Here is a 12,745-nt window from a genome sequence, read left to right on the forward strand (position 1 = left end):
TCTTTCGGAAGACCAAAACTTTATTTACCTTTAATATAATTCACTCCATCTGCTTTCGGAGCTTCTGATTTTCCAATAAAGCCAACAAGGGCTAGAATCGTCAACACGTAAGGTGCGATTTGCAAGTAAATATCTGGGATTTCTTTAAAGAATGGAAGCGATCCGCCGGTAATGGCCAGACACTGTGCAAAACCGAAGAAAACCGCTGCTCCCATAGCACCAAGTGGGTTCCATTTTCCAAAAATCATCGCTGCAAGTGCCATATACCCTTGTCCAGAAATCGTTGCGTGTCCAAAGTCTAACGTAAAGGATTGCGCATAAACCGCACCTCCCAGTGCACCAAGAATCCCTGAAATGATTACACCTTGATAGCGCATAAATTTCACTTTGATTCCCATCGTGTCAGCAGCAAGTGGATGCTCCCCAACTGAACGAAGACGCAAGCCAAAGCGCGTTTTATAAATAATAAACCAAGAAACAATCGCAAAAGCAATGGCTACATAACTCATCACCGGAACGTTCCGAAAGAAAATATCTCCAATAACTGGAATATCCTTTAAAACTGGAATATCTGGTTTACCAAAGTAATGAGAAATTTGATCTGTTTGTCCCTTATCGTAAATGACCTTAACAAGGAAGAGCGCAAGTCCCGTAGCAAGGAAGTTTATTGCAACCCCGGAAATAACATGGTCCGCTCGGAAATTAATGGTTGCAACGGCATGCACTAACGAAAATAGCCCTCCGACGATCATTGCTGCAATTAAAGAAATCCACGGTGTAAGTGCCCCAAAAACGTGATCGAAAGTTAGGTTGAAGACAATCGCAGAAAAGGCTCCCATCACCATCATACCTTCTAGACCAATGTTAACAATACCACCTCGTTCGGAATAAACACCGCCAAGCGCCGTAAAGATAAGCGGACCGGCCATTAATAATGTACTAGAAACAAGTGTCGCAATGATTGCTGTCACTGTCATTCTGCCTTCGCTCCCTTCTTAAATTTCGACATCGCCCAGCGAATAATATAGCTCGAAGCTACGAAGAAAATAATCAAAGCGATAATCACATTTACAAGTTCATTTGGCACTCCTGCAACTGCCGGCATGTTGAGCGCACCGATTTTTAAGGCACCAAATAGGAGGGCTGAGAAGATAATGCCGATTGGTGAACTTCCGCCAAGAAGCGCAACCGCAATCCCGTCAAAGCCGATTCCTGGTGAAGCACTTAACACGTAAGCATTCCCATATGTACCAAGACCTTCCATTACTCCGCCGAGCCCAGATAATGCACCGGCAAGAACCATAGAGAGAATAATGGTTTTCTTCACACTCATCCCGGCATATTTGGAGGCATTTTCATTGAATCCAACCGCCTCAATCTCGTATCCGAATGTCGTTTTATTGAGCACTAGCCAGATAATAATAGCAAACCCGAGTGCAATTAAAATTCCCCAGTGCAGTGTTGAGTATTGTGTCATGTTCTGTAGAAAAACAGATTGAAGGGAGGCACTCTCAGAGACGGTTTTCGTCTTATCGAGCCCATTTGTCAACATATTCTGTACGACATAGTTAAAAATATAAAGCGCCGTGTAATTAAGCATGATTGTGACAATAACTTCATTTACACGAAGAGTTGCTTTCAAAATACCTGGAATAAAAGCCCAGAAAGCCCCAAAAGCCATTCCCACAAGAACAGCAAGTGGCAAATGAATCCATTTTGAAAGCCCATCAAATTGTAAGGCCACAATAACTGAACCAAGCCATCCCATAAGTAGCTGTCCTTCAGCTCCAATGTTAAATAGCCCTGCTTTAAAAGCAACTGCGACAGAAAGCCCAACAAGTATATAAGGCGTTGATTGTCGAATGGTTTCTCCAATATAGTAAGGTTGTCCAATCACACCATTAACGAGAGCTGAGTATCCGGCAATCGGATCATAACCGAAAACAAGCATGATAACAGCACCACAAATCAGACCTAAAAGAACAGCCGTAACAGGAATAACCAACGCATTTAAGATACTTTTTACTCTACTCATGCACCTTTTCCTCCGTTTCCACCTGTTCTTTTCTTGATCCAGCCATCAAAAGACCGAGCTCTTGCTCCGTTGTTTCTTCCGGCTTCACAATAGCAACGATTTTCCCTTCATAAATAACCGCAATTCGGTCACTTACATTCATGATTTCATCAAGCTCAAACGACATCAGAAGCACCGCTTTTCCTCTATCACGTTGTTCAATCAGCCGCCTATGAATAAATTCAATAGCCCCAACATCAAGGCCACGAGTAGGCTGAGCAGCAATCAAAAAATCTGGATCGCGACTAATTTCTCGCGCAATGATAGCTTTTTGCTGGTTTCCCCCAGAAAGAGCTTTTGCAGGAACATACTCGCTACTTGTTCGAACATCGAACTCATCGATTAGTTCTCTCGCAAACTCATACATCACTTTATGATTTAAAAAACCTTTGCTCGAAATCGGCTTCTTATAATAAGTCTGTAAGGCAATATTTTCGCCCACCGTCATTTCAAGCACAAGTCCGTGTTTATGACGATCTTCAGGAATATGACCGAGACCGGTTTCTGTAATTTTACGTGGTTTTCTATTTTCAATTGGCTCCCCATTTAAGCGGATCGTGCCATTCGTTACTTTTGTTAGTCCGCTGATTGCTTGAATTAACTCGCTTTGACCATTACCGTCAACCCCAGCGATACCAACAATTTCCCCCGCACGAACTGTTAAGTTTAATCCGCGGACGCTTTCCACTCCACGACTTTCTTTCACGATTAAATCTTTAATTTCAAGTACATTCTTCCCTGGACTAGCCGGTTTCTTTTCAGTTGTAAAGACAACCTCACGGCCAACCATCATATTCGCAAGCTCCTGAGGATTTGTTTCAGAAACATTTACGGTTCCCATCCCTTTCCCCCTGCGAATAACCGTAACACGATCACAAACATCCATAATTTCTTTTAATTTGTGCGTAATCAAAATAATGGACTTACCTTCTTTAATCAACGCTCGCATAATTTGAATTAATTCATTAATTTCCTGCGGTGTAAGAACGGCTGTAGGCTCATCAAAAATCAAAATATCTGCACCACGATAAAGTGTTTTAAGAATTTCAACACGCTGTTGCATTCCAATTGAAATATCTCGTATCACTGCATTTGGATCTACTCGAAGTCCATAACGATCAGAAATCTCTTGAATTTCTTCAATCGCTTTTTTCTTTTCAATCACTCCGAGTTTGTTTGGTTCTTTTCCCAAGATGATATTTTCCGCAACCGTAAACTTGTCTACAAGCATAAAATGCTGATGCACCATACCAATCCCAAGTTCATTTGCTTTGTTCGGGTTATTGATCACTTCTTTTTGACCACGAACGCGGATTTCGCCACCATCGGGCTCGTAAAGACCAAAAAGAACATTCATCAGTGTCGACTTTCCAGCTCCATTTTCACCTAGCAAAGCATGGATTTCTCCCTGCTTCAACTGTAAGGTAATGTTATCGTTAGCTACAAAACCAGAGAATTCCTTCCTGATTCCTAACATTTCAATAACATAATCCACATTCTCACTCCCTTTATCGCGTTTATTACAGAAAAACAGCTCGACATTATTTCTCACGAAAAATGTGGCCTCTCCAGATTTTTCCTCAACCGGGTAAACCTGTTTTTTATCTGTCTGATGGTTCCAGTTTGTAAGCAACAAATTTCTAGCTTTTAATTCGCCAAAAAATGATGTCACTTTATTTTATTTCTATTTGTCGATCATTGCAATCTTAATTTAGAAAAAAATAAAAAATAGCTAAAAAACATCTTAGTAAAAGGGTTTACTTATTGCAGTAAGCGGTTTCAACTCATTTTGAAAGAGAGCCGGCAAAAAAGCCGGCTCCAAAATAAGATCATCAAGGTTTTTCTGGAACTTTAATGTCTCCATCTACAATTTTTTGTTTATATTCGTCAACTTTTTGAAGAACATCTTTCGAGATATTGTCTTGGTGAGATGAAAGTCCTACAGCATCTTTATCAAGACCATATTCGATTTTTTCTCCACCAGGGAAGTCGCCTTTTTTAGCACGCTTAGAAAGATCCTTTACAGCAACATCTACGCGTTTAATTTCAGAAGTAAGTGTTACGTTGTACTCCTTGCCATCATTTGCTGTTACTTTTCCTTCATCCCACTGGTCACGGTCAACACCGATTACCCAAACGGCACGGCTTGGATCTTTTTTCTTCAAGTTTTTCGCTTCTGCGAACACACCATTTCCTGTTCCACCAGCAGCATGGAAGATCACGTCTACTCCACTTGAATACATAGTGGACGCAATTTGTTGTCCTTTATCTGCTTTTGCAAAGTCATTGGCATATTGAACATCAATTTTCGCATCAGGATTTACAGCTTTCACGCCTTCAACAAATCCAGCTTCAAAGCGGTCAATAACCGCTCCTTTTACGCCACCAACAAAGCCAACTTTATTTGTTTTAGTCGTAAGGCCCGCCACAACACCAACAAGGAAAGAACCATCGTTGTCTTTAAAGCCGATACTTGCTACGTTTTTGCGATCATTAATCACATCATCTACGATAGCAAAGTGATTATCAGGATTTTGTTTAGAAACCGTTTCTAGCGCTTCTTTCAATTTATAACCAATCCCAAAAATCAAGTCATAGTTCGAACGAACAGCAGTGTTCAAATTTGTTTTGTAGTCTGCTTCAGAAGCTGATTGCAAATAATTGTAACCATCCTGCCCTTTTTTCATGTCGTTCTCTTTACCAAATTCTTTAAGACCTTCCCAAGCTGATTGGTTAAACGAACGATCATCAACTCCGCCAGTATCAGTAACCATCGCTACTGTGAAGTCCTTGTCACTGCCTTTACTTCCTGAACCCTTTGAACCACATGCGCCAAGAACGAGTGCAGAAGCAAGAATCAGTGTGAGTGCCAAAGCAAATGTACGCTTTTTCACTTGTAAACCCCTCCCAAGAGATAAATTGTGTGCTAGATTTAACGGTTTACAACGAACATTTTCTCCCAATGACGATATGTATATTCGGTTTGATATTGGAAGAAAACTATCTCTGAAACCGTATTCTCCAACTCCTCTTAATATACCATGTTATCACTTAGAAATAAATTCATAATTTTGCTTTTCTTAATGCAAGTTAATTCAGAAAATTACTCACTTTAAAAAACAAGCCCTTTTAAGGGCTTGTTTTTCATTCCTCTTGATTGGATTCTCCAAGTGATTCTACATTCACACGGCGCGGTTTGCTTCCTTCGTGTGGTCCAACAACTCCGCGCTGCTCCATCTCATCAATTAAGCGAGCTGCTCGGTTATAACCAATCCGAAACTTCCGCTGTAGCATCGAAACAGAAGCAGTCTGCATTTCCACAACAAGAGCTACAGCTTCATCATATAATTCATCTTCTGATTCCTCTGTATGTTCAGGAATATCATCGGGAATCATTTCTTCATCATATTGCGCTTTTTGTTGTGAAATCGTGAAGTCAACAATGTTTTCAACTTCCTCATCCGACAGAAAAGCCCCCTGTACCCGAGTGGGTTTGCTTGATCCGACTGGTAAAAATAACATATCGCCACGGCCAAGCAATTTTTCTGCCCCACCCATATCTAAAATCGTTCTAGAATCCGTTGCACTTGAAACCGCAAAAGCAATCCGTGACGGGATATTAGCCTTAATAACCCCAGTAATTACATCAACAGATGGCCTTTGTGTTGCGATAATTAAGTGAATCCCAGCTGCTCGAGCCATCTGAGCAAGTCTTGTGATAGCATCTTCCACATCATTTGATGCCACCATCATCAAGTCGGCTAACTCATCTACAATGACTACAATATACGGAAGTTCAGCTTGCTTTTCTTCATTTTTATCATTGTGCTTGCGTACTTGCTCATTGTAGCCTTCCATGTTCCGTGTTCCCGTGTGAGAAAACAAGTCATAGCGACGCTCCATCTCCGCGACAATTTTTTGCAGAGCTTGTGCTGCTTTTTTGGGATTGGTTACAACTGGTGCAAGCAAGTGAGGAATGCCGTTATATACATTTAGTTCAACCATTTTCGGGTCAATCATCATCATTTTCACTTCATGTGGCTTAGCGCGGAGCAAAATACTCGTGATGATTCCATTGATACAAACGGACTTTCCGCTCCCTGTCGAACCTGCTACAAGTAAATGCGGCATTTTATTTAAATGCGCCAAAACAGCTTCTCCAGAAATGTCACGCCCAAGTGCGATTTGGAGTTTATCTTCAGGATGATTCTGGCTATTGTTTTCAAGCACTTCTCGAAGTGTAACCATTGCCACCTGCTGATTCGCAACTTCAATCCCAATCGCTGATTTTCCAGGAATTGGTGCTTCAATTCGAATGTCTTTCGCTGCAAGCGCAAGGGCAATATCATCACTAAGAGAAACAATTCGACTCACTTTTACTCCAACAGCAGGCTGTACTTCATATTTTGTAACAGCAGGCCCCAAATGAACCTGTGTAATTTTCGCCTTCACTCCAAAGCTATCAAACGTTTCCTCTAACTTCCGTGCATTGGCTTCAATTTGCTGATATTCCTTAGATTGATCAACTGATTTAGCTTCATTTAAAAGCGATAGCGGTGGAAGTTGATAGATTTCATTTTCAAACGATTCCTGTTCGAAACGAATTTCTTGAATCGATTCTTCTTCAGTATCTTCTTTTATTTCAGCCGAATTACTTGCCTTTGCCGTGTCCGTTTGCTTTTTAGCGGCATTGAAATTCGATATAATCGGAGGCTTACTCTCTTTTTCTTCTTTTGCCACTTTTTCTGTAGCGGTTTCCGTCTTGCTACTTGGTTCTACTTTGGAAAGCTCTTTTTCTTGTTTCTTCAGTTCTTGCTTTACTTTACGAGCTTCTGCTTTTTCCCTTGCACTTTGAACTTTTTCCTTCAAACTAGCAAAGACAGCACGTAACTTCTCAAAAACCACACTTAAAGGTACGCCAGAAGCAAGCGACAAACCAAAAACAACTAAAAAGAGTGCAAAGATGTTCGTTCCGACGGAGGAAATCAAAAAGTAAGTGATCGCTGTAATCGCAGCACCAACCATTCCCCCACCAACAGAAGCAACTTGTTCTGGATGAAGGATATTTTGAAAGGCCAGATGACTTGAAAATCCTAAAATCGTTTGATCCGCGGGAAGAGCTTTTAACATGAAACTCATATGTAATAACACGGCTAATCCAATCGCAATTAAATACACCCCGACCAGTCGTTTGGCAAAAAACTTAGGTGATGTTCTTTTAAATAGTAAAAATCCTCCACAAAAGATAGCACCTAACAATAAGCCATAACTAAGCGACCCAAGAACAAATTCCCCAACCGTATAAATGAAAGTTCCGACAAACCCGAGCTGGAATAAACCGAGTAAGCCGACAACAATTAAAATGAATCCGCTAATTTCTTTTCCATAGTGGTTTTGTTTTTTCTTTGAGCGTGTTCCCTTGCGCTTCCCTGCCGCATTCGTCTTTTTCTTTTGTGCAGCCAAAAAATCTCCTCCCCATTCTAGTCAACATAATGGTCTTATTATAGCACATGAAGAAAATGACCAACTCCACCAAAAGACCTATTTAGCAAACAAATGTACGTAAAAACTGGGCCTCCCTGAAAAGAGAACCCCAGTTTATAAGCTTATTTGACTTCACTTTGATTTTGAATAATTTGATTGACAATCCCGTAATCAATGGCTTCATTTGCTGAAAGCCAGAAATTCCGATCTGTATCTTCCACAATTTTTTCAAAATCTTGACCCGTCGCATCACTAATTAATCGATTAATTCTTTCACGCATCCGTACAATCTCACGCGCTTCAATTTCAATCTCACTGCTTTGACCTTGAACGCCACCAAGCGGTTGGTGAATCATGTACCGAGTGTTAGGAAGGCTATAACGATTTTCTTTTTTCGCAGCCAGATAAATCGTAATTCCTGCACTTGCCACCCAGCCCGTTCCAATAATTCGAACTTCTGGTTTAATATATTGAATCATATCATGAATCGTATCGCCAGATTCAACGTGCCCGCCTTGGCTATTAATAAAAATCGTAATCGGTTCATCGCTTAAAGCCGCTAGCAGTAAAAGTTGGTTTGAAACTTCTTTAGCTAGGTCTTGATTGATTTCTCCGTAAAGTAAGATGGTACGAGTATCAATCATTTTTTCAGTCAGAATCTGACTCATTTCTTTTGATTTGTTTTCTTCTGCCATTTTGACACATCCTCTCTTTGGTCCACATTTTTATTTTAACTGTTTGGTCAACAAAGGTCAAAAGAAAACATCTGCGTCACAAATGAGGTGTCCGCTTCTTCATCATTTTTCCACCTTTGACTTCAGACATACTTCCACCAACGGCGAGAAAAGCATCCGGATCGATTTCATCTAAAATAGATTTTAGTTTAACTTCTTCAAAGCGCGATATAATGACGAAAATCACTTTATTCATTTCTCCAGAATAGCCGCCCGTTGCATCAATATATGTCACACTTTTCCCGAGTTGTTCCATGATTTCAAGGCCGATTTCTTCATAATACCTGCTAATAATAAAAGCACTTTTGGATTCATCCATTCCTTGAATTACAATATCAATGACTTTATAAGCCAAAAAATAGGTAATCAGGGAATACATAGCCCGGTCCCAGTTAAAAGCAAAGCCAGCTACTGAAAAGATTAAAATGTTAATCACCATAATAATTTGCCCCGTTGAAAAAGGCGTTTTGCCATTCACAATAATCGACACAATTTCTGTTCCATCAAGTGCCCCACCATTACGAATAACAAGACCTACTCCAAGCCCAAGCGTTACCCCACCAAAAACCGTAGCTAACAAGAGATCATCTGTAACTGGATGAGCAGAATGAAGAAGTAACGTCACAGTTGACATGACGGCAATCCCGTATAAGGTAAAAAGGGCAAAAACTTTACCGATCTTCCGGTATCCAATGATAAAAAAAGGAATGTTCAAAACAAAGGTAAGTACACCAAGGGGTAGCGGTGTAAGTTGAGATACAATAATCGAGATTCCAACAACTCCACCATCTAGAATCTGATTATTTACGAGGAAAAGCTCAAGACCGATTCCCATGAGGATGGCACCGATCGTAATCATTAAAAAGCGGTATGTAAACCATTTCCATTTTCTACGGCGATAAAGCCTCACTTCTTGTGCGGCTTTTTCTTCTAGCAATAAGCTGTCTGACTTCATAGTTTGTCACTTCCTGTCACTTTACAATTTGCTCATTTATCAGAAAACGTTTTTCCGTTTTATTAAATTTTTTACTCTTTTTAAGTATAGCATAAGCGATCTATACTTGTCTTTTTTTGCCGCCTTGTGCAGAAATTTTTTCTTGCAGGCGGCTACTTATCTATAGTATAGTTATAGTTGCGCAATGTGCGGAGATAATTCATACGCTGCACTTTTCACAAGCAAAACTCAAAACTAAAAGGTGGTAAAAAATATGAGTGACTATCAAGTGTTGTTATACTATAAATACACGACAATTGATGATCCAGAAACCTTTGCAAAAGAGCACCTTGCTTTTTGTAAAGAAATTGGACTAAAAGGACGCATTCTCGTTGCTCGGGAGGGCATTAATGGAACCGTTTCGGGAACCACAGAAGCAACTGAAAAGTATATAAATGCCATGCATGCAGATCCAAGATTTTCTGACATGGTATTTAAAATTGACGAAACTGATCAACATGCCTTCAAAAAAATGTTTGTTCGTCCGCGTGAAGAGATTGTTTCACTTCACTTGGAACACGATCTCAGCCCGCTTGAAGTAACCGGAAAATATCTTGAGCCTGAAGAATTTCGCGAAGCATTACAAGATCCAGAAACAGTCGTATTAGATGCAAGAAACGACTACGAGTTTGATCTTGGACATTTTCGTGGGGCTATTCGTCCAGACATCAAAGCTTTCCGTGAACTGCCAGGTTGGGTCGAAGAAAATCGTGATAAATTCGAAGGTAAAAAAGTGGTCACGTACTGCACAGGTGGCATTCGTTGTGAAAAATTCTCAGGTTGGCTAAAAACAGCCGGTTTTGATGATGTTGCTCAACTTCACGGTGGGATTGCTACTTACGGAAAAGACGAAAAAACAAAAGGTGAGCTTTGGGATGGCATGATGTATGTTTTCGATGAACGGATTTCCGTCCCAATCAATCGTGTCGAACATAAGGTTGTAGGTAAAGATCACTTCGATGGGACACCTTGCGAGCGCTACATCAATTGTGCCAACCCGCATTGTAACAAGCAAATTCTCGCTTCCGAAGAAAATGATGAAAAGTATTTGCACAGTTGCTCACATGAATGTCGCGTCAATCCAGATAATCTTTACGTAAAAAAACACGGACTTACTGAAGAACAACTTGAAACTCGCTTAAATGCGATTGGTGAAAGTTTAGAAGCTTCTTCTGCAAAATAAATAATTAAAAAAAGCGATCTCACTCTTTGAGATCGCTTTTTTCAGGGTTAGCCAAGACTTTATAATCAATCAGTCGCGCCTCACAAAAATCTTTTAACTCGCCTGAAACGATTAATGGAACTTGTTTGACCTCGCTTAAATTTTTGGAATCTAGTAAAACAAATAAAGACACTAAGCTTTCTTTTAATTGCTCAATTTCTGAAACAGCCGCTTCTTTTCCCTCTTTTTTCAAGCGATATAAAATCTTCCCAGCCATACCTGCGCTTCTTGCGCCTAAGCGGTAAGCTTTTACCATATCAAGGGCCGATTTAATACCCCCAGAAGCCAAAATTTCCACATCCATACTTTTTTCATTTTGCAAGTCAAGTAAACTTTCTGCAGTTGTAAGCCCCCAGTCTGTCAAGAAATCAAAAGCATGATCCCGGCGCCGATCATTTTCGATTTGAGCAAAATTTGTACCGCCTTTTCCACCAAGATCGATCGTTTGAATGCCAAGTTCACGAAGCCTTGCCACCGTTTCTTTTCGCATGCCAAACCCGACTTCTTTAACAACAATCGGAATATCTACTTCTTCTACATAGCGTTTTAAACTCTCGATCCAGTGACCGAATTCACGGTCGCCTTCTTTCATCACGAGTTCCTGAGCCGGATTGATATGAATTTGAAGCAAATCTGCTTCAAGCATTTCAATTGCTCTTTTGGCTTTTTCAACTGGTACCTCTGGACTCACATTGGCAAATAACTGTCCTGATGGATTAACTTCCCGGGCAACACGAAAAGTTGCTTCAAGTTCTTGATTTTCAAGGGCCGCAGATTGTGAACCAACTGCCATCGCAATTTCTGTTTCTCGAGCAATTTCCGCTAGCTCTTGATTGATTTTTTTCGTATGAGCACTTCCACCAGTCATCGCATTTATATAAAATGGCCACTTAAAGTGAAGTCCAGCAAAGCTTGTTGTAAGATCAACATCACGAACGCCTATTGTAGGGAGCGACGTCCCTAGGATTTTTAAATCGTTAAAGCTTGTCCCTTGTTTCTTGTAGCTATTGTAAGCAAGTGTTACGTGCTCATCTTTTCTACGCTCTCGCAAAAGATCTTCTTTATTGTCCAAAGTTCTTCCCCATCCTTAATCTGCAAGCTTTGTCTCAAAAGCTGCTATTTCACTAAACCAAATATTTTTTTCTTCTGGCTGCGGGGCATAAACGACTCCATCTGCTAGTAAAATCAAGCCGTGAAAAGTTTGAATATCATCCTCGCAGTCTTCGCAATACTCGATTTCTTCTTCGTTCCAAGCAGCAAATAATACTTGTTTTTTTAAAGCGTGGTGCGGATAATTTTGAATCAATTCTTCCGCAAGTATTTGGTATTTCCTGAAAGCTTCTTCTTTTTCTTCAAAACAAAAACGGTCAAGAACCGTTTCCTCCCAGTCTTCAAAAAACCACCAAGGCTCATATTCACCTTTTGTTTTAACGACTGTCCACTCTGTCAAAGCGACCATCTCCTAGTCTATTCACTATCCCGATTATAGCAAGCTCAAACAGGAATGTAAATTTTTGAAACTCAAACTAAAAAAAGCTACACTAGTGTTAAAGAATAGTGGAAAGAAGGGATTTTCTATGGCTACTGAAACAGCAATAATTCGTGTAACTGGGCTTGTTCAAGGTGTTGGTTTTCGGTACACGACAAAACATTTGGCTTATAAATTTGAAATAAGTGGCACTGTGAAAAACTTGGATGATGGCTCGGTTGAAATTGGTGCCCGTGCTGAGTCCAACAACTTAGAAAAATTTATTGATGCGATAAAACAAGGGCCATCTCCTGCTGCACGCGTAAACGAAGTGTTTATCTATAAAGGGGCTCCCGTTCCCGAGCGAAAAACTTTTGATATTGTCTATTAAATTAAGCCTTGAATTCCCCCTTTATTTGGCTTATAGTTAAGGAATGACATGAACCACGGAAAGGAGCTGATCGTACCGTGGGGATAATGGCTCAAATGTTTTCGGAACCTGAATTCATTTCCATTTCCGTCACTTTTCTGTTAACGCTCGCCATTTTTCGTTTTTGGCCAGCGATTCGCTTTTTAAAACCAACAATGACGACTCACGTTCGAGCGATTCAAGTTTTTCACCTTCCAATTGGAAAAGTGAAAATAAATGCTTTGCAACCTCTTAATTTTGTTGTAAATTGGATCGTTGTTGCCCTTAAAAAAACACAGCCAAGTGATGATGAAACACATTGTTCTTCCCTTTCCAGCTATGTAAATTGAAATTTTAGGA

The 12,745-nt window shown here is 40.3% G+C and carries 12 protein-coding genes; 3 read left to right on the forward strand and 9 right to left on the reverse strand.

The annotated features are described in order from the left end of the window. Positions 1–20 precede the first annotated feature (20 nt). The 7 genes from HB912_RS05235 to HB912_RS05265 all read right to left on the reverse strand — a co-directional run bounded on the left by HB912_RS05235 (position 21) and on the right by HB912_RS05265 (position 9,247). Positions 21–971: an ABC transporter permease subunit gene (locus tag HB912_RS05235; protein WP_185372902.1), complete on the reverse strand. Its 951-nt coding sequence runs from the start codon at positions 969–971 to the stop codon at positions 21–23. Positions 972–973: 2 nt separating this feature from the next. Further along, the gene (locus HB912_RS05240) at positions 974–2,035 is read right to left on the reverse strand and encodes an ABC transporter permease (RefSeq protein ID WP_185372662.1); all 1,062 of its coding nucleotides are present in this window, start codon (positions 2,033–2,035) and stop codon (positions 974–976) included. Further along, entirely contained in the window at positions 2,028–3,569 is a 1,542-nt protein-coding gene (locus HB912_RS05245) for an ATP-binding cassette domain-containing protein (RefSeq protein WP_185372904.1), read from the reverse strand. The genes HB912_RS05240 and HB912_RS05245 overlap by 8 nt, the downstream gene beginning before the upstream one ends. Positions 3,570–3,906: 337 nt before the next feature. Further along, entirely contained in the window at positions 3,907–4,968 is a 1,062-nt protein-coding gene (locus HB912_RS05250) for a BMP family ABC transporter substrate-binding protein (protein ID WP_185372664.1), read from the reverse strand. 250 nt (positions 4,969–5,218) lie between these two features. After that, on the reverse strand, positions 5,219–7,537 hold the full coding sequence (locus HB912_RS05255; RefSeq protein ID WP_185372666.1) for an FtsK/SpoIIIE family DNA translocase: 2,319 nt from the start codon (positions 7,535–7,537) through the stop codon (positions 5,219–5,221). 143 nt (positions 7,538–7,680) lie between these two features. Then, positions 7,681–8,253, reverse strand: coding sequence for an ATP-dependent Clp protease proteolytic subunit (locus HB912_RS05260; RefSeq protein WP_036073376.1), 573 nt, complete (start codon positions 8,251–8,253; stop codon positions 7,681–7,683). Between the two features lie 76 nt (positions 8,254–8,329). Then, positions 8,330–9,247 carry a YitT family protein gene (locus HB912_RS05265; RefSeq protein WP_185372667.1) on the reverse strand — a complete coding sequence of 306 codons (918 nt, stop codon included), beginning with the start codon at positions 9,245–9,247 and terminating at the stop codon, positions 8,330–8,332. 253 nt (positions 9,248–9,500) lie between these two features. Between HB912_RS05265 and trhO the strand changes: the two genes are divergently transcribed. Then, the gene (gene trhO, locus HB912_RS05270) at positions 9,501–10,469 is read left to right on the forward strand and encodes an oxygen-dependent tRNA uridine(34) hydroxylase TrhO (RefSeq protein WP_185372669.1); all 969 of its coding nucleotides are present in this window, start codon (positions 9,501–9,503) and stop codon (positions 10,467–10,469) included. Positions 10,470–10,488: 19 nt separating this feature from the next. Here trhO and fni read toward each other — a convergent pair whose 3' ends face one another. Together fni and HB912_RS05280 are read right to left on the reverse strand one after the other, a co-directional pair. Then, positions 10,489–11,580 (reverse strand): type 2 isopentenyl-diphosphate Delta-isomerase, encoded by a 1,092-nt coding sequence (gene fni, locus HB912_RS05275; protein WP_185372670.1) that lies wholly within the window; start codon positions 11,578–11,580, stop codon positions 10,489–10,491. A 15-nt stretch (positions 11,581–11,595) separates the two neighbouring features. Further along, positions 11,596–11,958: a DUF1033 family protein gene (locus tag HB912_RS05280; RefSeq protein ID WP_185372672.1), complete on the reverse strand. Its 363-nt coding sequence runs from the start codon at positions 11,956–11,958 to the stop codon at positions 11,596–11,598. Between the two features lie 127 nt (positions 11,959–12,085). Between HB912_RS05280 and HB912_RS05285 the strand changes: the two genes are divergently transcribed. Both HB912_RS05285 and HB912_RS05290 read left to right on the forward strand, forming a co-directional pair. Continuing rightward, positions 12,086–12,367, forward strand: a complete 282-nt coding sequence (locus tag HB912_RS05285; RefSeq protein ID WP_036073372.1) for an acylphosphatase — start codon at positions 12,086–12,088, stop codon at positions 12,365–12,367. Between the two features lie 86 nt (positions 12,368–12,453). Beyond that, a complete protein-coding gene (locus HB912_RS05290) occupies positions 12,454–12,735 on the forward strand; it encodes a hypothetical protein (protein WP_221635650.1) in 282 nt (93 codons plus the stop codon). Positions 12,736–12,745: the final 10 nt, after the last annotated feature.

The organism is Listeria aquatica (genome assembly GCF_014223975.1).
Lineage (GTDB): Bacteria > Bacillota > Bacilli > Lactobacillales > Listeriaceae > Listeria > Listeria aquatica.

What these genes read in the sequence shown, in the direction of transcription:
- HB912_RS05285 (WP_036073372.1), top strand. Translation starts at nt 12,086, where the DNA reads ATGGCTACTGAAACAGCAATAATTCGTGTAACTGGGCTTGTTCAAGGT.
- HB912_RS05290 (WP_221635650.1), top strand. Translation starts at nt 12,454, where the DNA reads ATGGCTCAAATGTTTTCGGAACCTGAATTCATTTCCATTTCCGTCACT.
- trhO (WP_185372669.1), top strand. Translation starts at nt 9,501, where the DNA reads ATGAGTGACTATCAAGTGTTGTTATACTATAAATACACGACAATTGAT.
- HB912_RS05260 (WP_036073376.1), bottom strand. Translation starts at nt 8,253, where the DNA reads ATGGCAGAAGAAAACAAATCAAAAGAAATGAGTCAGATTCTGACTGAA.
- HB912_RS05240 (WP_185372662.1), bottom strand. Translation starts at nt 2,035, where the DNA reads ATGAGTAGAGTAAAAAGTATCTTAAATGCGTTGGTTATTCCTGTTACG.
- HB912_RS05265 (WP_185372667.1), bottom strand. Translation starts at nt 9,247, where the DNA reads ATGAAGTCAGACAGCTTATTGCTAGAAGAAAAAGCCGCACAAGAAGTG.